The sequence below is a fragment of the Pseudoalteromonas sp. McH1-42 genome (assembly GCF_022347845.1).
Taxonomy (GTDB): domain Bacteria; phylum Pseudomonadota; class Gammaproteobacteria; order Enterobacterales; family Alteromonadaceae; genus Pseudoalteromonas; species Pseudoalteromonas rubra_D.
Genome location: NZ_JAKRFU010000006.1, coordinates 88,480 through 110,803 on the forward strand (window position 1 = coordinate 88,480; position 22,324 = coordinate 110,803).

The window sequence follows — 22,324 nt, forward strand, 5'->3', positions numbered from 1 at the left end:
CCCGAGCGCTTATCCGGCGCCGTTTTTAAAGTTGAGCCATCACCAGGGGTTGGTGACGATTGTGTAACTATGAGTTGTTGCGTTGTGTTCAATCAGCAGTGCTTTATCACCCTGAGTAAACGTATTTTCTTCATCACATCTGACTTCGATCAATTGCTCGGTGCCCTCATGGGAAACGCGTGCCTGGCCAAATGTAGTGGTGACTTTTCCGGTGGCAATCACACATTCCAGTCCGACCAGCGCATCTTTACTGCTGGTCTGCTGGCTGTCGAATACGCCACGTAATGGCCTGACTAACGCTGCTGCCAGAGGCAATGCCACAACCAGACTACCCAGCATAAATGCGCTGCCAATCAGGTAAAACATGACGCCATCGCCGAGCAAGTAGGCAAATAATTTCTGTGCGTAGTAACTGACTACCCAGCTCATTACAACGATTAAGCTGATGGAAACAGTCAAAGGCACGCCGCCAAAGCCCATTTGCCATAAGGAACCACCTTCCGCGCCTCCTTCAGCTTCGATATCCGCATCACCATCAAGCATATCGGGGTCAGCAAATCCAGCCAATGAGATCAGCCAGAACAGCAATACAATCAGTAATAATGTAGAGTAGATCACCGTAGGAAAAGTGAAAGCCGTGTTTAAAAAGTCCATATTTCCTCCTTACACGGTTGATTATTGCATTTTTAATAACAAAAGAAGCATAGCGTGGTATTCATGAACAAAACACCAAGTTGAGCGCCTGCATGGTAAATAAACGTAAATACAACCCACAGCAAACCTGACAAGTGTGATTGGATTTACCCCAGCCCGAGTTATTACGAGTTGGTTATAATGTGCGATGGGAAGATTTCTTCACCCCCTTTAAGTTAACATGACGCGGTGATAAACCACGCTATAAAAAAGCTCTGAAGCTCTCTTTACCACACAATCAATCTGCCACATTACGACATATTATGTCAAATTCTTTGTTGCACTTTACTAGATTTTAGCACCACTCTCATCATTATTTACTTGCTTTTCAGCACTGTTAAGTTTAAATGACAGGAACAAGGAATTGATATAGTGAGACATATATGGAGCCATTACTGACAAGCCGTAAACTGCTGCTGGTCGCTCTGCTGCAGAGCTTTTTCCTGATCATCCTGCATCAATCTGTTGACTTCGCATTTTGGCCGGGCCAATCACCACACTGGCTGTTTGCCGCCTATTCGTTGGTGATCTTTCTGCCTTCTACACTTATTTTTTCGAGCTTCACCCAACTCAACAGACCTTTTTATATTCAACTGGGAATATATGCGCTGCTATTCACGCTGTGTGGCTTTTATGTGGGCAACCAGTTACTTCCCGGGCGCGCACCCATACCATCACAAGCGTGGCCGTATCCGCTGATAATCTTCCTGGCTTCAGTATTGCTTATTCCATGGCTTACCCAGAACAGCCGGAAGCGCTGGTTGCCCAGCTATGTTCTGCTGAGCCAGGCCATGGGGCGTTTTCTGTTGGTGTTTGCAGCCGCACAGCTATTTACTTTATCTGTGCTTATGCTGTTGATGCTATGGGCCAGTTTGTTCGAAGTCATCGAAATCAGTTTTTTCACCGATCTGTTTTCTGAGCCCTGGTTTTATTACCCGGCCATCACATTAAGCCAGGCTATTGGCGTTATCCAGGCACGCAGCCGAAGTAATCTGGCGAATCAGTTGTTTGCCATATGCCGTAACTTTGCCACCCTGTTGTTACCCGTACTGATCGCCGTGGCCATGCTGTTTTTCGTGGCGGTTTTGTTCAGCGAGCTGGATACACTTTGGCAAAATGGCGGCAGCAGCCTTATCTTTGTGTTAGTTGGTGCCATCGTCTTGTGCCTTAACCTGTCGGGTGAAGCATTGACTCAGCGTCCCTGGTATCGCCATTTCATTGCACTCGGGCTGCTCCTGCTCCCCTGCTATCTTGCACTCAGCGGCTGGGGACTATACCTCAGAATAGAGCAATACGGCCTCAGCCTGGCCCGCTTGTGGGCCGTGCTCATTGCCTCAGTCAGCATGACAGTTTGCGTGGGCTATGTGTGGCAGTTGATCACGCACAAAGCCACCTGGTATACCAGATTGAGCACAGTAAACCGACCGGTCACTTTAAGTTTGCTTGGACTGCTGATTGCCACCCAAACTCCCTTGCTTGACTTTCGTGGCATGAGTGTCAATTCTCAGATAGACCGCCTCACCGCAGGGATCACTCAGCCAGCTGATTTTGACCCTCGTTACCTGGTAAACGAGCTGGGCCGAAAAGGACTAACAGCACTCGAATCACTGCAACATAACATCGATGACGAGCAACTAAAGCGTCGGATCCACACCGCGTTGACCCTGGAAACTAAGCCCCTGACGACACAAACCTTATTAGACCTGATTAACATGCCAGATGCACAGAAACAGGCATTGCCCCAGGAGCTAGTGACTGCACTGGAAGAATTCGCCAGACACAACACACATTTGTTCAATGACGCGACTGAACTTATGTTACGACCCATTCAGCTGGACAATACACCAGAGGCAGAATATCTGTTTATTGCTAATACTCAGCATCGGGTGGAATTAAGGGTGTTTTATCTGGGTGTTATTGATGGCGTGCTGGGCTGGCAATCTGGCTACATGGACCAAAAAGTTTATGGAGCACAATCAAAAGACCTGCTGGAAGCGCTTAAAACTGACAACTTTGAGATTGTTGAACCCAGGTTCAAAGACATTAAGATTGGTGAACACAGGTTAGAGCTGCACAGCCCGTTTTAACGGGCTGTGAGTTTTGCTTTAAGGTGGTTGCGCACTGCAGGCCATTCGCTGGCCAAAATGGAATACACTGCCGTGTCACGGATAGAGCCATCAGCCAGAATCTGATGGCTTCTGAGCACCCCATCCAGTTTAGCGCCAAGACGCTCAATGGCCTGCCTTGAAGCATGATTGAAAAAGTGCGTTTTGAACTCCAAAGAGAGTGCCCCACACTGCTCAAACAAATTTTCCATTAACAGTAATTTTGCCTCGGTATTAACCGGCGTACGACGCACTGCAGCGCTATACCAGGTATACCCAATCGAAGCGCGTTTGTGCTCAGGTTTAATGTCGTAGTAGCGTGTGGTTCCCACAATATGGCCACTGGCAATCGACCTGACAACAAAGGTTATCTGATCTTCACCCACCTTACTCAGTGCCTTTTCGACATACCCTTGCATTTGCTCCGGAGCGGGCACGCTGGCATACCAGAGTTTCCAGCTTTCGCCATCCTGCACAGCTTCCTGCAACTCCTCAACATGCTCAATAGACAGCGGTTCTAACCGAATATACTGCCCTTCCAGCACGGTATTTTTTATCCACATAGTTTACATCCTGGTGTTATAGATAAGAGTGTTTAAACTGCGCATACTGCGTTGAATTCAGGAAACTCTCACTGTTACTGATATCTGCCAGCTCTTGTTCAGAAAACTGAATCTCAAAGATGTCTTTCATAAAAGTCAGTAGCTCAACTGCAGCATCGTGTTCACCAGTGATGAACGCAACCTGTAACATGATCAGATAACCATACGCGCCTGAAGCATTACGATACAAGGCATCTAAAGCGATACCAAACGCTTCGCGTTTCTGTCCAAGTTGAGCCAGCACCATAGCTTTTTCCATCAAAATTGGCGGGCTAAAACGTATATCCTCAGGCAGCTGTTCAAATTTAGTTAGTGCCTGCTCATATTGCCCCATAGTGCGATACAGATTTGCTTCAAATAAGCCCTGATAAGCCTGATTCCCCTCCTGAAGCAAGGTTTTGCATAATTCCTGATGCTGCTTACCATCACAGGTTTCTATAGAGCGAAATAAGGTTTCATGAACAATGGGCAATGATTTTAGCTCTGAGGGCAATTGTTGGTACTTTTCCAGCGCCAACTGCGATTCTTTTTTCTCCATAAGATCCGTGATCGCTGTTACCACTTCTTCGTGTCCGGCCGCTTCAATCTGCTGATCATATTGCGCGAAAAAGCGCACTACGCTGGAGCGATAGCTTCGGTTGTTCACATCAACCAATTTATAGCCTTGTTTTGTGAGGGTAATATCCACCAGCGCAAAGGTACCGTTGTCATGCGAGAAGATATACTGGCTAAGCCAGTAGTCACCTTGCTCACGACTGTGGGTATAGAAAATGTGGTCAAATGAAGACAAGCCCATCATCGCCCCGGCTGAGACGAACGCACTTTTCAACGCAAACTTGGGATCGTCTATTCCCAGTTCATTTTTTACATAAGTTTCACTTGCATCTCGGTCGATGAGTTCTAAAAATGCATTTTCGTTGGGGTTATTCAGCACATACTCCACCTTTTTGTTCGCTTCATAAACCGATGCTGACGATTCAATAAAAGCGGTTTTTTTGGTGGACGCACACCCAGACACAACCAAGATTAAAACCAGCAGACTTAATATGCGCTTCATAGTGATTCTCCGACAAATTTCATCTTAGTTTTGTTCTCAAGTTGCTTAACAAAATCCTTAAATAAGGTGTAGTGAGGGTTAGTCGTCACTTCGCTGACTGTGCCGCCAAAACCACTATACTTGTTGGCCTGTTTAAGCTTACTTAGATGCGCAGGCACCGCCTCAACCGGCACGGACTCCTGAAGGGCCTCATACTGAGCGTGAAAAGTCACTCGGCGGCGGTCATACTCCATGGCACTATCGATTCGCACATAAGGATCGGCAAAGGATTTTTGATAGGCCAGCGCACTGAAGTCAATATCTGACGGCATGAGCAAGGTGACACGCTGAGACAAAGACAGTGGATATACTTTGGCCAGTGGCTGCTTACGGCGCACGGTTTGAGGTAATTTAACGTATTGGCTGACATTACCTGCGGCAAGGTAGAATTCAGCAGCCCCATCTTCAAGTGGTTGCCAGAAATCAGGCACCCAGTAAGATTCCACCACAGTGATCACGTTGTCCTGGCGATTATCCGCAAAGCTAATCGGTGCTTTAACCTGTACGCCGGGATAAAATTGCGCATAATAGTTTAGCGAATGATCCTGAAACACCTTTTTTTCTGAAGAGGCCAGTTGATATCGCAATCGTTCAGCCTGCCAGCCATAATACTGTGACTCAATCCGCCATTGTACGGGCGACACATAATCAGGGGCGATAATCATCTCATTAATATCAATACCATGGCGTGCCGATTTTACGGTTACTGTGGTCAGAGCGCCTGACTGGCTATCCACCAGCAAAGCGCTGCCATAATCAGGTTGATACAAACTAGACAAGCTGCTGCCCTGATAGTTAATCGTCGGATCAACCCAGAATGTCTCGCCATCCAATGTAAAGTGAGTAATGACATGGTTAAAGGCGCTGTGCGTTGGCAAATACTCACTAATATGGGCACGTTTATCCGTCGACACCAAGGCAGGTTGGGCGTCTATATCTAGCTCACGCAGCAAGGTATTCAGTAGCAGCGTTTTATCTTTACAGTCACCAAAACGTTTCTCAAATACCTGGTGAGGCATGTTAGGTTGATGCGAATTGACACCCAGCTCAAGGCCCAGATAACGGATTTCATCCTGTACAAAGGTGATCGCTTGCTCAATTGCCTGATGCTTTGGCAATGCTTTAAGTTCAGCGATATAGGCCTTAAGTTCTGGGCTATGTTCAGTGTTTACCTGAAACAATTGCGCCGCCCAGTCCTGCACTTCCAGCCAGGAATTAAACTCGGTGAATTGAATATAAGGAAAAGGGCTGAACCAGCCAGGTAGTTCGTTTTCAACGGTATGAGCTACGCTGTTTTCGACACGAACCGTAAAGGTTTGCGTACCATCGCTTTTCTGGTGTTGCACCTCGGCATTAGGGTTACCGAATACTTTGTACGCTACTTGTTTATCATCTGGTAAGGTGAGCTTAAAGGTCAACAGATCGACCGCAACGCCCCAGCCAAGGTTATCAAAGTAGCTGAAACGATCACCCAATACCGGGTTTTTGCCGGACAAACTGTAGCTGTAGTCAAGTTCGTCGCCGACGCGGATATCCTGAAGCAAGATCAAGGCATCAAACAAACCCAGATACATATTATTTTGCTGGTCATCTTCCGCGTTGATCACTTTAATATCCTGCGGGGTTAACTGATAAACCGCTGTGCCATCGCGAAAGACAGTGACATTGTGAAATACCAGTTTTTCATACGCTGGATTGAACCGCACTCTGACAGTACTGCCTTCCTGAACGCCGGCAGCATCGGTAAACACATAGCGGTTATGAGAAAAGGACGTCTGCTCTGCGTCGTCACTCACCTGACTGTCGACCAGTCGATAATGAAGCGGCTTGCGCAGGCTTTCAGGTAATGCCGTTAATGGCTGCTTAGTAACCCAACCAGGGGCAGACGAAATAGTCACATCAGGACGCTCACCGAGTGCCTGGACAGGATTAAACCAAACCATCAGAACGATGGCGAATATGATGTATAGCTGCTTCATAATACTCAACTTTTTGCTCTTCCCTGAACAGCTTGCAGAGCTATCAGGCTTCTTTTGGCACGAAAACGCGTCAGTTTATACAGACCGACATAGGCAAGCAAGGTACTCAGGTAACACTTTGTTAATCACCAACGCGACCACCTGCCCAGTCATGGCGTAGTGACTCTAGGGGTTAATGGCTTTCTCAGAATAAGCCTGCGTGCCCCATAAAGGCACCGTCGACAAACTATGTTTAAAGCTACCCGAGGTTTCTTTAGTGGTATAAGAGAGGTACATCAAGGTCTGATGTTCGGAATCATAAATACGCCTGACCTTCATGGCTTTGAAAAACACACTTTTTGACTGTTTGAACACCACTTCACCAGACTTGCTTTTGTCTATCTGGGCTATCATTTGAGGCGTGATTTCTCCGGTCTGACGACAGGCAATAGAGCTGTCGCTGGGATCTGACAAACTAAGATCGGCCTCAATGCTGGCAACATGACACGTTACGCCTGTGACAATCGGATCCGTCATTGAATGCAACTTGATGTCCTTCAATGTAAACAGACCAAGAGATACATCGCCCACTTCACTGTCTGAGCAGGCACCAAGTAACATCATTGCTGGAAGCAGTAGTAGTCTTTTTTTCATTCTCTTTCCTGAGATATGTGATTTTATTCAGTTTACCATTGTTGCACAAACCTGCTATTAAAAATATGGCTGACACAGTAAGCCACTGGTATTTATTACAAATTGGTCTAGCTTTATGAATCTATTCATCACCGTTCAAGGTAACCCATGGAACTGACACACCTTTCAAAAGCCACAGCCAAAAAACTAAAATTACTTGTAGAGCGCATTGAAGATAGCCATATTCCCCCCTCAATGCTGGATGAAACCCTGAATATTGCCACCTGGAATATCCGCGACTTTGGCAAACGCAGCCGCAGTGAGCTGGCCATTGCTCTGATCACGCGTATTCTTTACCAGTTTGATCTCATTGCCATTACCGAGCTCAGAGATGATTTAACCGACTTCAAACGCGTGATGCATATGCTGGGCCCGAACTGGCAATTTGTGATCAGTGACTGGCAGAGTGACTTTGGCGGCAACTGGGAACGCACCGCCTTTGTATATGACAAGCGCATGGTCCAGTTTACCGGCCTCGCCGCAGAAGCGCAGCCCGACAGGCAAAAAGTAGGTGACCAGTACGTCAGCGAGCAATCCTGGTGGCGTGCCCCCTATATGGCCTCATTCAAAGCTGGCAGTTTTGATTTCATGATGCTGGCCATGCATGCCCGTTGGGGCACCCGCCCGGGTCGCGAACAGGAGCTGGCCAGTTTTGGCGACTGGATAAAAAGCCGCTGGATAGACAACGCTGACACGGTATTTGATGAAGATCTCATTGTAGTGGGAGATTTCAACATTCCCCGAATTGGTGATCGCTATTACCAGGCGCTCACCCAGTCAAGCGGATTACAGATGCCAGTGGCGCTGGCAGACATCAATGACACTGCAGCAAGTGCCGGTAATAAACGCTATGACCAAATTCTGCATCGTGCCAGACATGCGTTTAGTTACGCCGACCAGGGCGGTGTAATTGACTTTGCCGCCAATGGTCTGATGGCAGCGTTATTCGATGATACCGGCATCCCTGAGAGTAAATGGACCTATGAGCTGAGCGATCACTTCCCGCTCTGGGTGCAGATCAATACCAATAACGAGCTGGCCATACTTAACAACATCATTCAAAACGAGTAACAAAATATTACCTAAATAATAGACAAGTATTTCATTTAATAGCACAATGCGTTTTGACGAATGATACCCGTCAGCTTGATAACCTTGCCTGCATTGAGGTATGGAATGCTGTCGATGGCAACAAATGTGTCAGCACCTGCCTGTGACTCAGGTGCTGTATGACCCCATCTTTAGCCATGTAAGCAGCAGCGCTCCCCCCCAAACAGGCAGGATATTAACGCATTCTGCTGTGGTATCTTTGTTGAACAATAAAATACCAATTTCACTTAATACCTGTTCAATTTGAAGGAGCAAATATGACGCTAACGGCGTTAAAAATTTCTCATTTAGAACAACTAAATAGCAAAATTTTTGCCTTGTTATCGACGATATTTTCTCGCCTCAAATTAGAACACTTAATTAAGCAAATTGGTATAAGTGTAACGACGACTTCAATAAGGAAGAAGCAATGAAAGACACGAAAACCCTCACGTTAACTCTAATCTCTGGCGCGATGGCGTTATGTGCTATTCCTCAGGCCCTGGCCTCTCAATGCGACATTGTGATCCCTTCAAGCCATCATTTGATCGATGGCGACGCGCTGGCAGTGGTTGCTGGTGACACCATCTGCCTGGCAGCCGGGGAACGTGGTCCGCTGCGTATTCGCAATGTGCACGGTGAAGCAGGTAACCCGGTCGTGATCCGCAACGAAAATGGCACGGTTACAACTACACCTTACGAGTACAGTATTGCCGTGGAGAAATCCTCTCAATTGCGCATTACCGGCAGCCGTGATGAAGCTGGCTATGGTATGCGTCTTGGCGGCACAGTAGGCATTGGTGGGCTAAGCGAGTACATTGAGATTGATAATCTAGAGATCTACCGCGCGCGGTTTGCAGGCTTGCTGATTAAAACAGATCCAACCTGCGATCCGGCCACCTGGCAGGAAAACTTCACAATGCGTGGACTCAGCGTTCACCACAACTACATTCACGACACAGAAACAGGCGAAGGCATGTACATCGGCTACACAGGGAAGAGCCGCAAGCTGGAGTGTGATGGTGTCGCAACAACGGTATATCCGCATAAGCTAACTGACGTGGATATTTACAACAACACCCTGGAGAACATTGGTGCCGATGGCATCCAGCTTAACTCAGTGGCTGGGGATGCAACGATCCGCAACAACAAAATCTACCGCACTGGCGTAAGTCCCTTCGATCCTAAATATCAGAACACAGGTATTCAGGTTGGCGGTGATCATGTGACAGTATCAGACAACCTAATCTATCGTAGTGGCGGCAATGGCATGATGCTAGATGGCGACGGTTTGAAGATTCATAATAACCATATTCTATACGCAGGGGAAAACGGTATTTTTGCCCGTAATCCAGCGCAGCAAGACAACACGGTATCTGGTGGCGATGCCCATGAATATAGTGAAAACCTCATTGTGCACCCACTTAGTTACGGGATTAAGCTTTATGCAACGAATACGGCTACCCCTAACTTGATCAAAGAAAATACCATCGAGAACCAGGGTCAGGTTGATGCAGCTAATCGCCCGATGACCTACTCTTATCTGAACAATAATGTACTCAGACTAGAGCTAAACAACCGTCATTACGTGGTTGAGTAGCCAGCTCGCTGATTTTTAAACAGTAGAGCATAAACAGGCTCTACTGTTCATATCTCCCATCCAAAGTTACAACTTATCAGCTACCGGCATGGCCGAAACGTACTGATTAAGCAGTGGATTTTGATGTACACGCGCGATACTCTGCTGGAGATCAGCCAGCTGACTGCCGTCAAGACGTTGCTGTTTTACCTGCCTTAGGGATAATGGATTAATGGGTTTGCCATGCCTGTGCACTTCATAGTGTAAATGACGCGCCTGAGACAATCCTGTGTTACCCAAATAGCCAATTACCTCCCCCTGTCTGACACGGGTGCCTGGTTTCACTCCCTTTGCAAACCCATTAAGGTGTGCATACAGCGTGTCATAGCCATTCGCATGGCGGATCACAACCCGATTGCCGAAGCCACCTCCCCACCCTGCTTTTTTAATAGTCCCGTTACCGGCGGCAAAGATAGGTGTACCAACAGGTGCGCCAAAATCAAGCCCGGCATGCAAACGGGTGTATCCCAAAATAGGATGTTTACGACTACCAAAAGTTGACGATAATCGCGCGCCATTTAACGGAGTTTTAAGTAAAAAGCTTTGTGCCGGGCGACCATCTGCAAAGTAAAAGCCGCTTTGCCCGCCCTCAGTGTGATGGTGGTATACAGCCAGATCCTCTCCCTGATTTTGCAATCTGGCGAACTTTAGCTGGCCCGCTTTTTCAAGCTGCTGTTGCAGGCCATCCTTCACCGATAAAATAGCTTTGTCGTACATCATAGTTAATGCATCGCCCTGATGTATTTCGCGCTGAAAATCCACAAAGTGTGAAAACACCGTGATGGTCTGATTGATCACATCCAATGGCACAGAATCCTCAACCAGTGACTCATATAAGCTTTGTGTGATTGCGACATCATGGACAGACTGGGCCTGACGAGTGTCCAGTTGATAGAGACGCTTGTGCCACTGGCCCGTCATCGACACATTCAGGCGCTGCGCGAATCCGGTTGCTAGGGTAATAGAGCTCAGTTTGCCTTTTGTGATATCAATTTTTATCTTTTGCCCAACCGGTAGCTGACTCAGGTTCACCTCAGGTGCCATTAACTTCTGTAAATTAAACACCTGCCGTTCGCTCACACCATAAGGTTTCAGCAAAGCAGTGAAAGACTGGCCCGCTGACAGCGTCAGGATCTTGTGCTCAGTGTTTGGTGAATGCTCAGGTGCAGCGGGTGACTGAGCGGCGGCAGGTTGCTGAGCCAACACCGGTTTGCCATTGTTCTGGTTCAAATTAGGCTTCTGTTCAGCGACAACTGACGTAACCACATTATCACATTGCTCAGAGGCCTGTTCAGGTAAATCAGACACAAGGGTGCTTAACACCATGCCCAGAGGTATGGCGATCATCAAATGGTATTTCATAATTTAGTCCTTTGGAAAAATACTCAGCGGATCAAGGCGTTTTCCGTCAACCAGGATCTCCAGATGTAGATGAGCCCCGGTCACCCGGCCACTGTCACCTAAAGTGCCGATGACCTCTCCAGCAGATACCCAGTCACCTTGTGACACAGCAATACTATCCAGATGGGCATATAAACTCTGGTAACCATTGCTGTGCTGGATCAGTACCGTTTTACCATAATTTTTTGCCAGGGTTATCTCATCGGCCACCAGCACTTTTCCCGTTGCCATCGCGCCAAGAGGCGTACCTTTTGCTGCAACCATGTCAAGCCCACCGTGAGGTTTGTGATTACGAAAGGCCCATACGTGACCAAAGTGAGAACTGATCTTGTAATCATTCATTGGTAGTTGCCAGTTAGGTGTCTGAGGACTTAATAAGGGTCTCACCTGGAAAGAGACGAAAGCGCTAAACATGGCGATCGCCAGTATATTAAGTGTGACAAAACGATGCCGCGTTTTCACTGGCTTCATGATTTGCACCAGGCGACTTTTATAATCAGCCAGGGATAATGCCTGCGATGCAAACCCGGCGACTGCATTGGGTGTCTTGTTTAGTGTGCTGTGCTTCAGGGCATCCAGTAAAGTGGCTGCGTACTGTTGCCGTTCAATGCCGTAACGTCCTATGGTTTGCGCATCACAGCGTGCCTCCATGGCATTAATGAACGCAGCTTCCATCCTCGCAATAGCTGGATTAAACCAGAACAGGCATTTGAGTACTTGCCATACCATAAGGGCAATATGATCTCTGTGAGCCAGATGCGTTACTTCATGCAGCAGCAGAGTCCTCTGTTTATATTCAGGTAAAGTCGCAAAGTATTGCGGCATCACGATAGTCGGCTTTTTAACCCCCATAGCAAACGCCGTACAATTCAGAGGTAGCACGTATACGGGCACTTGACGGCCTTTGATCTGAGTAAGCGATGAAAAAGACGCACTAAGGTCTGCCTGGAGCGGCTCGGCACTGCTCATTAAAGCGCGCAGGCTGGCAAGTTTGTTGAGTAAACACATCCCCTTACGAATGCTTTGCAGTACCATCACGAATATCAGCGCGATAAATATCCACAAACCGTTCCATTGGTTCTCAGTCGTCAGCATTATCTCAGTGCTTAACTGCAGCTTTCCCGCCTGCTCACTAAAATCATACAACACCGCCGGGATCACTTCATCCAGCGTCATCTCAGGGAGCGGTGCAAAAGGCACAAAACTGAGCACTAACAATGCCCACCATAGGCCGGGGGCGAACGGGTGGTGACGACTCAGAAAGCGACCCACCTGCACCAAGGCACCACATACGAGGCACCACACCAGTACCGAGAGAAGAAGAGAAAGTAACGTTGCCAAACTCATTTTATTAGCCCCGCTTATCCTGCTCAGATAATGATTCCAGCAAGTGCTCGAGCTCTTCCAGCTCCTGTGATTCAATCAAACGACTGTCAGCAAACATAGCAACTGGTAATGGGCCATCCAGTTCCAGTACATTTTTAGCAAATTCCTGAGCGTAAGCGGCCAAAGTGGGTACTTTCTCAACCTTTGCGGTGTACGACTTTTTATTGCCTTGCTCACCAATGCTCAACAAGCCCTTATCGCCCATGCGCTCAAGTGTTTTACGTGTTGAAGAATATGACCAGTTGAAACGATCAGCGATGGCGTCGTGAATCTCTTTTGCAGTACGTGGCTCCTGTTGCCACAGTAGCTTGAGGATTTCTAGTTCGGTGGTGTTGGGTTTCATCTCTATTATTCTTTTGATGTGACACTTGTCGCACTTTAACAGTTAAAAAAGTGCGACACAAGTCACACTTTACAGAAACTGCTATAGCATGGTTTCCAAACAACTGAAAATTAGCCTTTTCTTGCTAACCTCTGACTTGCAGGCAATACTATTTATATCTTTGTAAACCTGTGACTGTGGCAAAAGTTGACCTCAAACAACCGCCGTTTTGCGAAACTTGATACTTTTATGACAGTTAAGTGATACGGGCAAGCTGCTTATTTCTGTGATGTTTGCCCAATAAAATGGGGCAAGCAATGGCAGAGACATTTCAGTTATTAGGTAGTTTGCTTGGCGGCCTGGGGATTTTCCTGGTTGCCATCGGTATGATGACCGACGGCCTGAAACTCGCTGCGGGAAGTTCGCTACGTAAAGTACTGGCGACCTGGACTAAAACCCCGCAGCGGGGCATCGCTTCAGGTTTTTGTATGACCGCGCTGGTCCAATCTTCCAGTGCAGTCACCGTGGCGTCGCTGGGTTTCGTTAATGCCGGCCTCATAACCATGCATCAGGCACTGGGCATAGTTTATGGTGCCAATGTTGGCACCTCCGTCACTGGTTGGCTGGTTGCCGCAGTGGGCTTTAAGTTCAATATTCAAGCCATTGCGTTACCTCTAATTGGTTTAGGCGCGTTGATGAAACTGCTTCGACCACAAACCCGGCTCGCATCCGCAGGGCTCGCACTGGTCGGCTTTGGCTTGTTTTTCATTGGCATAGATATACTTAAAGGCGCATTTGAACATGTCGTCACAAGGTTTGACCTAAGCCAGTTCACTGCTCAGGGTCTGACCGGTATGCTGACATTTCTACTGGTCGGTATTGTCATGACCACACTTACACAGTCGTCCAGCGCCTCCATTGCGCTCACTATCACGGCAGCAGCCAGCGGCATGATAGGTCTCTATGCGGCTGGAGCCATGGTCATAGGTGCGAACATCGGTACTACCTCAACCTCTGTACTGGCAGCTATTGGCGCCACTTCTAATGCCAAGCGCGTGGCTGCGGCTCAAGTCGTTTTTAATGCACTCACGGCACTTGTCGCCTTTGCAATATTGCCCGTACTATTTTACCTGATAACCCAGCTCACCAGCTTTTTTAACCTGACAGCCAACCCTGCACTGTCTCTGGCACTATTTCATACCCTGTTTAACATGTTAGGCGTGATACTCATTTTTCCACTCAACAATCGCTTGGCTGGTTTTTTGATGAAACGCTTTTGTAGCGCCGAGGAAACTGCCTCCCGGCCACGCTTTTTGGATAGAAACATTGCCCAGACCCCGGCACTGGCAACCAATGCAGTGCTGCTCGAAACTAAGTTAGTTGCCGATAAACTGCTGGCACAATACGAAAAATCCCAGCAACCTCTCGATAGCCTGGCCATAGAGCAGGAAATACATACCATCCAGATGTTATGCCAGCACATTACTAATTTCATTGTTACTGTTGAGCAATCAGCTCTGTCTGAAGAAACCACGGGTTTGCTGGCAAAATTAATGCGCATTGAACACTACCTGTTTACCTGCTGCCATTGTGTTGAAAAGCTCGCTCAGCTACAACCACAAAAAGCATTAGCCGAACATCCTGAACTGCATGCCCAGCTCGAAGAATACCAGTCTCAGCTAGGCCACTTTATGAGGACCAGCTTAGAAACACCATCAATGGACACAGAATCGTTTAAGGCCGCTCTCAGAGCACTGCAACAGCTACACGACGACGTCAAAGACGATTTGATCCTTGCCGGCACCAACGCTACTTTGCCAATTGACAATATGGTCCGCAATATTAATGGTTTGTCCGATATGTGGCAGCTAACCCAGCAATGGCATAAAGCTATGCTGTTGTTATACCTCATTGACGAGCAGCTTAATCCAAACGCCTCTCCATAGTACTGTGGAGGCACAAAGCTTGAGTGCGAGTAAGAATAAGACAAAAGCGCCGGCGTAATCCCGGCCCTTGTACCATTCAGGCAGATAACTGATCTGCAAAAGTCAGGATGTTAAAAGTCACCTTTAAATTAAAGCACACCCGACGGGTCTCAGTACAGATTAACGCCGACCACCATGTCTCACACCTGCTGATTTATAAAATGCTAAGCACAGTCTAAAACCCTCTCTTATTGAGACAGGCAGTTGCAATTTTGCTAGCATGCCTGTTGTCTGATATATCTTTGGAAACCTTTACAATTGCGCCTTTTATCTCACTTACTTGCTTCATCTGTTTTACTGTCGGCAGTCATAGCCGAGGCAGCCCCAGTATACGTACAAGCTGGGCCTGGAAGTTTTAATCACGCAGCTCTCGACTTGCTGGAAGACCGTAACGCAGAGACCTTTCAACGCCTTTACTCGGGCACGCCTGATAATACTTACGCAACAGCTGCTGAAAATAATGCGTGGGCTTTCAGCGCACTGGCCAACTCCACCATCGAAGGGCAACTGGTCCCGGCCATTGTGAATGCAATGCGCAGCTATCGGGTCATTGAACTCAAAGCGTCTGTGCATATGCCCATCGAAATGTGTGTATTCGGATTAAACAACACCAGTAAAATCACGCATGCAGCCTCTCACCCGGCAGCTCTGAAACAGATCAACCGGTGGCTCAGTGTGCATCAGATAAAAACCAAACCTGTGCCAAAAGGCACCAACGAAGCGGCTCGCCTACTCGCTGATGGCCAGTTTGACCAAAACACAGTTGCAATCGGCAGTTGCGCACTTAAAGCAGTGTATCCTAAGCTGACATTGCGTGAAGTGGGCATTCAGGATAACGCAGATAACCAAACCTTATTTGGCTTAATGAAGTTGGAAAAACGGCCTCACAAAGTCAACGTGGACGAAGCACGCGCAGCACTAAAACAGGTCGTGGTTCATGCTCAAACACAAATAAAAGCACGAGCGGACTCCGGTAAATCTGTGTTTTCGTTAATTGATAAGCGCCTTGCTCAAATGCAGTCTGTGGCGCTATTTAAAGCCAACAAGCACAAACCCATTGAAGACTTATCCCGTGAAGTTGTAGTGCTCTCACAAGCGCTGGAACAAGCCAGACAGCAATGCCTGGATACAAATAGTGTGAAGGCATTTTTTCAGGCACAGATGGATGCGGCCAAGGCGATTCAATATCGATATCGCGCACAATGGCTGGCTGAAGGCGTGCCCAACAAAACGGCAGATCTCACCAAATTAAGACATAGCCTGAATCATCTCGGCTCAGCCATACTCGAAACACTGACCAGTCACCTGGCAAAACATGGCAACTTAACCCCGGAACTGGAGCCTGTTTTTAATGCTGTGCTAGTCACCGATAACTTAACAGGCAAGGACAAACAAAGACTTTACCGAGCATTACAAAGCGTGCGCAGGGTTAAGAACTGCCAGGCAACCGACTAATCGGATCGCACTGATTTACCTTTATCCACCCGCCCTTGGCGCCGATAAAGCAGAACGGGCTGATATGATCAAAAAAATACCGCCACTACATTGATAGTGACGGTATTTTTGCATGTTTAGACAATTGTAATGCCTCTAAAAAATCTCAGGGTTGGTTACTTCTTAATACGACGAGTAAACAACGCCAAAGACATCAGCAACAAGGCAAAGGAACCAAAAGAACCGCTGTCCTTTTTAGGCTGTTCTGCTGTTACATTATTGCTACTGGCAGACTTTTCTACAGCAACTTTAATGGTCTCAGTTGACGATAAGCCAAAGGAGTCAGTTACTGTAACGGCAAATTCAAGCACCTCACTCTGAGTGATATCAGGTGCTGTTACACTTAATTGTGCATCACTACCAGAAACATTCACACTGGTCCCGGATACCTGTTCCCAGCTGTATGTCAGCGTATCACCTTCCGGGTCAACAGAAGCCGATGCGTTTAGTTCAATATTTTGACCCGCGGCAACCAAAGTTGAGTTGGCTGTCAACGTAACCTGGGGTGCTTTGTTTTCAACAATCGCTACCGTAAACAACTGTGACGATTTGGCACCATACTCATCTTCTGCTGTGAACTCATACACCAGAGTTTGACCAATCTGCTCTTCACCCGCCTTCAAATTCATGATGGCTGTCTCAGCAATGGATGCCGAGTCATCGCTTGAAAGATTTACCCAAGTGTAAGACAACGCATCGCCTTCAGGATCGATCGTCGCACTTGCATCTAGTGTAAACTCAGAGCCACCTCGAACCTCAATGCTCGCCTCAGCGACATTGATCACTGGTTGCTTGTTTTCATCGATGGTCACAGTAACATGTTGTTTAGATACTGCACCGTACTCATCAGTTGCAGTGACTTCAAATACCTGAGTTACGGTCTCATTGACTAACGGCGCTACAAAACTAAACGCTTCTTCAGTGCTCAATACAGTTTCAGGTGCATTGATATCAGTCCAGGCCAGCGTATAACTGTTTCCTTCCGGATCGCTAGTCCCAGTTGCATCAAGGGTAATCTCCATACCACTTCTTACACTGAGTTCTGCCTCTGCAAGCTTGATAGCAGGGCTTAGATTTTCACGCATTTTTATGTTCAGTGCTTTGAGCACAACATTATCATTACCATCACTGACGGAGCCATCTTTGAAGTACTCAAACATCACAGTATTTAAGCCTTTACCCAACTCAAATGAAGCTGACTCATACGAATTGGATTCACCACTCTGTCTTAGCACTTGTTCACCGTTGATATAAAAAGTGAAAAAGTCATAGCCAAGTTCCGATGAAAGCAGGTACTCGAAATCAATGCCCATAGCCAGATCATGATTGATTTCAGCCATCAAAATAGTTTTCTGTGACGACTCATTCAACCCTGGGGTTTCCGACCCGTCTGTTATGTCACCACTCACCAGAAGTGGTGTTTGCGTATTGTCCGCAGCAGTCTCTTCACTGATGAACCACGGTGCGTCACCACCTGTGTACCATTGCACGAAAGACTCTGAAGACATGTGTGCGTTGATATCGACCTGGCTGGCTGGGATCTTCTCGTAGCTATAGGTATGGCTGCGCGACGATACGTCCTGGTTTACCAGCTCAGCGCTCAAGGTAAACTGCCCCTCTTTAATGCTGTCCGATGTAGAAACCAATACATCGCATTGCTGACCTGGCTCAATCGCAGCAGTAGTACAGTTTTCAGATGCGATACTCACACCGGCAGACGCGTCAGATAGCAGAATAGCTGCGATATCAACTGTAAGGTCTGACTTGTTTTTTAAGGCAATTGACACTGTAGTATCTGGCTTGTCTGCGAGTACTGTATCAGCAGCTTGGAACCCTACGTACTGCTGATTTCGAATCACCCACTCATTTAAAGCAGCAACATCAGCATATACACCGGGTTTGAATTCATAAGCACACCCCTCTCCCCAGCTAACGACACCAACCTGGATCCAACGGCTATCACGATTGACGATCAGAGGGCCGCCACTGTCCCCCTGACAAGAGTCTTTACCCCCCTCATCGAATCCGGCACAAATCATACTATCTGAAATGCTACCATTGTAATGCTGGGCATCATTACAAACCTCGTTTGAGATATAAGGCACGTCCACTTCATGGAGTTTATCTGGCGAAGGGCCACCTGCATATAGCGCCCCCCACCCCATCACTTTAAAGTTCTCACCCACAACATAACTGCGTTTCAGTTCAGGGTCTGCCAGTTCAATCGGTGTTATTCCTTCAACAGGTGATTCCAGAGTAAGAACCGCAATGTCATTGTTATAGTTATATTGATCACGATAGCGTTCATGCATGACGATATCAGTTACTTTATAGAGCTGTCCCTGACTTTCATCTGTCAGGTCATGACCACCAAACCTCACCGCAAAGTCACTGGCACTCCAGCCTTCAACACAATGAGCTGCAGTCAACACTTTATTCGGCGCAATCAGAGAAGAGCCACAATAGTGGCCATAGTTATCACCATCAAAAAGTTGTAGGCTACCCATAAATGGATAGGCAAATGGTATTGTTTCCCCCCCACCCACAATTCTAACATCGCCCATAGCGGCACGTGGTTGCGGTTGCAGCTTCTCCTTCGCAAGCGCTACCCCAGTCAGGGAAGTGGATGCTAAAGTGAATAAGAGTACTTTTTTTATTGTCGATTCCATGTAGATTATCCTGATTTTAAACTACTTGTTTACTTAGTGCTAAACAATCAACAAATTACCACAGATTGTTCCTGAATATAAAACAAAATACGCAAGATATTGTCACTTGAACAAAAAAAGTACTAACAAAAAAAGAAGTGCCCTGGGTTCTAGAGCGTTAGTAACAAAAAGAAAGGCAATTTCTGAGGCGTAACTATCTAATATCTATAAAATTACTGACCGAAGTCATTCGGCCAGTAAATCTTAATAAACAGCTCATGGGCCTCATAGTCGGGCCCGTGATCGTTTAATTAAAGTGTGTCATCCAGCCACTTAAAGAATTCACGTTGCCAGACAATGCCATTTTGTGGTGTGAGTACCCAGTGGTTTTCTTCAGGGAAGTACAGGAAGCGGCTTTTCAGACCACGCAATTTCGCTGCCTGGAATGCCTGGATCCCCTGCTCCAGCGGTACCCGGTAATCTTTACCACCGTGGATAACAAACATAGGTGCATCCCATTTATCCACATAGCTGATTGGATTAAAGGCCCCGTAAGTTTTATCGGTTGCAGCGTTTTTCTCCCAGTACGCACCGCCAAACTCGTGGTCAACGAAGAAGATTTCTTCTGTGCTACCGTACATGCTCCGCAGGTCGAAGATACCGCAATGTGCGATAAAGGACTTGAATCGACCATCGTGATTGCCTGCCAGGTAAAAAGCGGAATAACCACCAAAACTAGCACCGACCGCTGCGATACGAGTTTTATCGACATAAGACGCTTTAGACACCTCATCAATGGCATCAAGGTAATCTTGCATCACTTTACCACCCCAGTCCTGAGTGATGTCTTCATTCCACTTAACCCCATGTCCTGGCATACCACGACGATTAGGTGCAACCACAATATAACCTTGCGACGCCATTACCTGGAAGTTCCAACGGAAAGAGTAAAACTGTGAGAGTGCAGACTGAGGGCCACCTTGCAGATACAATAAAGTCGGGTACTTCTTCGATTCATCGAAGTTTGGCGGATAGATAACCCAGGTCAGCATATCCTGGCCATCTTTGGTTTTTACCATCTGCTTTTTAACGGTTGGCAGGTCCATATTGGCATAAAATGCATCATTGACCTTAGTCAGTGCGCTCAGCTTTTGGCTTTTTAAATCAAAGCGGTAAATTTCTTTCGCTTTGTTCATACTATTACGCGTTACCACCAGCTGTTTATCCAGTGCCGCCACAATGCCATTCACATCGAACTGACCCCGGGTGAGCTGCTTAATAGCCGGTCTGGCTTTTGGATTGGTAGTTACAGATACCTGGAACAACTGGATTGTGCCGTCGGTTGGCGCCACAAAGTAAATGTGTTTACCGTCTTCGCTCCACTTAAAGCTGTTTACGGTGCCATCCCAGTGTGCGGTCAAATTAATATTTTGACCCTTAACTCTGATGATGATGTCGTTTTTATCAGCTTCGTAACCTGGTGTGGTCATTTGCAACCAGGCAAGATGCCCTTTTGACGAAAATGCAGGATACTTGTCATAACCAGGGTTGCTTTGTGTCAGGTTAGTAGTCTGCTTACTGGCCAGGTTATAACGATAGATATCGGTATTGGTACTGGCGACATATTCTGCGCCGGTGAGCTTTTTACTCACATAGTAGATATTCTCGCCTTTAGGTCCCCAGATATAATCACTGCCGCCGCCAAATGGAGAAGTCGGGCTATCAAAGGGTTGCCCCAGCATAATGTCGACTTTTTCTTCTGTTTTCAGATCCTGATAAAACACATGCTTATAGTTGCCATCTTTCCAGGTGTCCCAGTGACGGTAGTTCAGGTCATCATACACATAGGCATTTGCTTGAGTCAGCGCCTTGTGTCTGTCAGAAGCCAGCACGGCTTCCACTTCAACCTTTTCGTGGAACAGTTTTTTGCTGCCATCAGGCGAGATTTTGCTGTTTGCCAGCAGTCCCTGGTAGGCGTCAAGAAGCTGAGGCGTTCCACCTTTGAGCGGCACCTGATAGACTTTGCTGTCAAAGTTGTTCATCTCAACACTGGGCATAGTCACTTTGTAAATGACGTGGGTTTTATCTTTATTTAGCCCCAATGCACTGACACGTTTTACCTGCCAAAGTTTTTCCGGCGTCATCACCTCTTTGGCGGCCACACCGGTCGTCATTGCCAGTCCCAGGCCAGCACTTACTAGAATTCGCAACATCGCGAAATACCTCCGAAAATTGAATCCCAGCTAGCCTACCTAAATTAACAGAAAGTTAAAAGAGATAGCGATGAGTGGCTTTGCTCTATACAGTTATGACCTATCAACTTAAATAGACAGCCCCCTCTGTCCTGTGATCTGAGCCATCCCGCCGACAAGCACGCGCTTGACCCCCAGCTCATCCGATTCAAGTTCAGCGGTGATACGCGAGGCACATCCCATCGCACGTCCTTGTTCAAACACAAAATGGTTGGACCGGGCAGGATACACATATTGATTTAAATAGCACGCCAGTGCCCCACTGGCGCTTCCTGTGGCTGATTCTTCCGGGATACCAAACAATGGCGCAAAGTTACGACAACGCGCCGTGAACACTTCACCGGCATCACTCAGCTCAAACGCATGCAAACCGATGACATCGTGTTGGCGGGAAAAGTCGCTCAGGGCCTGCTGGTCCACTTTAATCTTATCCAGATGCCCTGTTGCTACGGGTACAATGATATCCGGTAATCCTGTTGATATTATTTCGACTGGCAATTGAGTTGCGCTTAATATAGACACGTTCAGACCAATGAGGTCGGCAATCGTTTCGTAGTTAAAGCGCTTAATATATTGAGGGAGGTTTTGTGCCATCACTATGCGTCCATTTGCCTCGACTGTTACGCCAAGCTGACCCGCTTTGGTATTTTGCGTGTAATCCCCGTCGCTGATAAGCCCTTGTTCAAACATCACAGAAAACGCTGCTAAAGTGGCATGTCCACAAAAGTCGACTTCATCCGTTGGCGTAAAAAAAGACAACGCAAAATCGGCCTCGCTGTCTGATGAGACAAACGCGGTTTCAGAAAACCCCACTGACCGCGCAATGGCCAACTTTTGAGAGTCTGTCAGACCGTCAGCCTTTAGTACAACACCTGCAGGGTTTCCGCCCTTGCCTTGCTCTGTAAAAGCATTAACCAAATAAACTGTGAGATGATTCATATTTGTTCCTGTCTGCCATTGG

16 protein-coding genes are annotated in these 22,324 nt (G+C 47.2%); 5 read left to right on the forward strand and 11 right to left on the reverse strand.

What is annotated here, in order from left to right:
• Positions 1-39: 39 nt before the first annotated feature.
• Positions 40-654, reverse strand: a complete 615-nt coding sequence (locus MHN31_RS06475; RefSeq protein ID WP_239443804.1) for an OB-fold-containig protein — start codon at positions 652-654, stop codon at positions 40-42.
• 422 nt (positions 655-1,076) lie between these two features.
• Here MHN31_RS06475 and MHN31_RS06480 point away from each other — a divergent pair, with 422 nt between their 5' ends.
• Positions 1,077-2,780 carry a DUF4153 domain-containing protein gene (locus tag MHN31_RS06480; protein ID WP_239443805.1) on the forward strand — a complete coding sequence of 568 codons (1,704 nt, stop codon included), beginning with the start codon at positions 1,077-1,079 and terminating at the stop codon, positions 2,778-2,780.
• Here the strand turns inward: MHN31_RS06480 and MHN31_RS06485 are convergent.
• The 4 genes from MHN31_RS06485 to MHN31_RS06500 form a co-directional block, all read right to left on the reverse strand.
• Positions 2,777-3,361 carry a GNAT family protein gene (locus MHN31_RS06485; RefSeq protein WP_125557724.1) on the reverse strand — a complete coding sequence of 195 codons (585 nt, stop codon included), beginning with the start codon at positions 3,359-3,361 and terminating at the stop codon, positions 2,777-2,779. The genes MHN31_RS06480 and MHN31_RS06485 overlap by 4 nt on opposite strands.
• Positions 3,362-3,377: 16 nt before the next feature.
• Positions 3,378-4,457 (reverse strand): lipoprotein, encoded by a 1,080-nt coding sequence (locus MHN31_RS06490; RefSeq protein ID WP_239443806.1) that lies wholly within the window; start codon positions 4,455-4,457, stop codon positions 3,378-3,380.
• Complete coding sequence (locus MHN31_RS06495) at positions 4,454-6,475, reverse strand: DUF3857 domain-containing protein (RefSeq protein WP_239443807.1); 2,022 nt, start codon at positions 6,473-6,475, stop codon at positions 4,454-4,456. The genes MHN31_RS06490 and MHN31_RS06495 overlap by 4 nt, the downstream gene beginning before the upstream one ends.
• A 165-nt stretch (positions 6,476-6,640) precedes the next feature.
• Entirely contained in the window at positions 6,641-7,108 is a 468-nt protein-coding gene (locus MHN31_RS06500; protein WP_125557730.1) for a CreA family protein, read from the reverse strand.
• A gap of 147 nt (positions 7,109-7,255) precedes the next feature.
• Between MHN31_RS06500 and MHN31_RS06505 the strand changes: the two genes are divergently transcribed.
• A complete protein-coding gene (locus MHN31_RS06505) occupies positions 7,256-8,218 on the forward strand; it encodes an endonuclease/exonuclease/phosphatase family protein (protein ID WP_239443808.1) in 963 nt (320 codons plus the stop codon).
• Positions 8,219-8,666: 448 nt separating this feature from the next.
• Positions 8,667-9,836, forward strand: a complete 1,170-nt coding sequence (locus tag MHN31_RS06510) for a right-handed parallel beta-helix repeat-containing protein (protein WP_164517468.1) — start codon at positions 8,667-8,669, stop codon at positions 9,834-9,836.
• A gap of 66 nt (positions 9,837-9,902) precedes the next feature.
• Here MHN31_RS06510 and MHN31_RS06515 read toward each other — a convergent pair whose 3' ends face one another.
• From MHN31_RS06515 to MHN31_RS06525, 3 genes are read right to left on the reverse strand one after another with little or no spacing between them, the layout of a single operon-like run.
• Positions 9,903-11,237, reverse strand: a complete 1,335-nt coding sequence (locus MHN31_RS06515) for a M23 family metallopeptidase (protein WP_239443809.1) — start codon at positions 11,235-11,237, stop codon at positions 9,903-9,905.
• Between the two features lie 3 nt (positions 11,238-11,240).
• On the reverse strand, positions 11,241-12,623 hold the full coding sequence (locus tag MHN31_RS06520) for a M23/M56 family metallopeptidase (protein ID WP_239443810.1): 1,383 nt from the start codon (positions 12,621-12,623) through the stop codon (positions 11,241-11,243).
• Positions 12,624-12,627: 4 nt separating this feature from the next.
• On the reverse strand, positions 12,628-13,005 hold the full coding sequence (locus MHN31_RS06525) for a crosslink repair DNA glycosylase YcaQ family protein (RefSeq protein ID WP_125557739.1): 378 nt from the start codon (positions 13,003-13,005) through the stop codon (positions 12,628-12,630).
• Between the two features lie 296 nt (positions 13,006-13,301).
• Here MHN31_RS06525 and MHN31_RS06530 point away from each other — a divergent pair, with 296 nt between their 5' ends.
• Together MHN31_RS06530 and aroQ are read left to right on the forward strand one after the other, a co-directional pair.
• Complete coding sequence (locus tag MHN31_RS06530) at positions 13,302-14,930, forward strand: Na/Pi symporter (protein ID WP_239443811.1); 1,629 nt, start codon at positions 13,302-13,304, stop codon at positions 14,928-14,930.
• 297 nt (positions 14,931-15,227) lie between these two features.
• Positions 15,228-16,424 (forward strand): gamma subclass chorismate mutase AroQ, encoded by a 1,197-nt coding sequence (gene aroQ, locus MHN31_RS06535; RefSeq protein ID WP_239443812.1) that lies wholly within the window; start codon positions 15,228-15,230, stop codon positions 16,422-16,424.
• Between the two features lie 155 nt (positions 16,425-16,579).
• Here the strand turns inward: aroQ and MHN31_RS06540 are convergent, their stop codons facing one another.
• The 3 genes from MHN31_RS06540 to MHN31_RS06550 all read right to left on the reverse strand — a co-directional run bounded on the left by MHN31_RS06540 (position 16,580) and on the right by MHN31_RS06550 (position 22,302).
• Positions 16,580-19,132, reverse strand: coding sequence for a serine protease (locus tag MHN31_RS06540; RefSeq protein WP_239443813.1), 2,553 nt, complete (start codon positions 19,130-19,132; stop codon positions 16,580-16,582).
• A gap of 290 nt (positions 19,133-19,422) precedes the next feature.
• A complete protein-coding gene (locus MHN31_RS06545) occupies positions 19,423-21,324 on the reverse strand; it encodes a S9 family peptidase (protein ID WP_239443814.1) in 1,902 nt (633 codons plus the stop codon).
• A 108-nt stretch (positions 21,325-21,432) separates the two neighbouring features.
• The gene (locus MHN31_RS06550) at positions 21,433-22,302 is read right to left on the reverse strand and encodes a PhzF family phenazine biosynthesis protein (RefSeq protein ID WP_239443815.1); all 870 of its coding nucleotides are present in this window, start codon (positions 22,300-22,302) and stop codon (positions 21,433-21,435) included.
• Between the last annotated feature and the right edge of the window lie 22 nt (positions 22,303-22,324).

Bases quoted from the DNA above. Each gene is read 5' to 3' on its own strand.
- MHN31_RS06475 (WP_239443804.1), bottom strand. From the start codon at position 654: ATGGACTTTTTAAACACGGCTTTCACTTTTCCTACGGTGATCTACTCT.
- MHN31_RS06480 (WP_239443805.1), top strand. From the start codon at position 1,077: ATGGAGCCATTACTGACAAGCCGTAAACTGCTGCTGGTCGCTCTGCTG.
- MHN31_RS06485 (WP_125557724.1), bottom strand. From the start codon at position 3,361: ATGTGGATAAAAAATACCGTGCTGGAAGGGCAGTATATTCGGTTAGAA.
- MHN31_RS06490 (WP_239443806.1), bottom strand. From the start codon at position 4,457: ATGAAGCGCATATTAAGTCTGCTGGTTTTAATCTTGGTTGTGTCTGGG.
- MHN31_RS06495 (WP_239443807.1), bottom strand. From the start codon at position 6,475: ATGAAGCAGCTATACATCATATTCGCCATCGTTCTGATGGTTTGGTTT.
- MHN31_RS06500 (WP_125557730.1), bottom strand. From the start codon at position 7,108: ATGAAAAAAAGACTACTACTGCTTCCAGCAATGATGTTACTTGGTGCC.
- MHN31_RS06505 (WP_239443808.1), top strand. From the start codon at position 7,256: ATGGAACTGACACACCTTTCAAAAGCCACAGCCAAAAAACTAAAATTA.
- MHN31_RS06510 (WP_164517468.1), top strand. From the start codon at position 8,667: ATGAAAGACACGAAAACCCTCACGTTAACTCTAATCTCTGGCGCGATG.
- MHN31_RS06515 (WP_239443809.1), bottom strand. From the start codon at position 11,237: ATGAAATACCATTTGATGATCGCCATACCTCTGGGCATGGTGTTAAGC.
- MHN31_RS06520 (WP_239443810.1), bottom strand. From the start codon at position 12,623: ATGAGTTTGGCAACGTTACTTTCTCTTCTTCTCTCGGTACTGGTGTGG.
- MHN31_RS06525 (WP_125557739.1), bottom strand. From the start codon at position 13,005: ATGAAACCCAACACCACCGAACTAGAAATCCTCAAGCTACTGTGGCAA.
- MHN31_RS06530 (WP_239443811.1), top strand. From the start codon at position 13,302: ATGGCAGAGACATTTCAGTTATTAGGTAGTTTGCTTGGCGGCCTGGGG.
- MHN31_RS06540 (WP_239443813.1), bottom strand. From the start codon at position 19,132: ATGGAATCGACAATAAAAAAAGTACTCTTATTCACTTTAGCATCCACT.
- MHN31_RS06545 (WP_239443814.1), bottom strand. From the start codon at position 21,324: ATGTTGCGAATTCTAGTAAGTGCTGGCCTGGGACTGGCAATGACGACC.
- MHN31_RS06550 (WP_239443815.1), bottom strand. From the start codon at position 22,302: ATGAATCATCTCACAGTTTATTTGGTTAATGCTTTTACAGAGCAAGGC.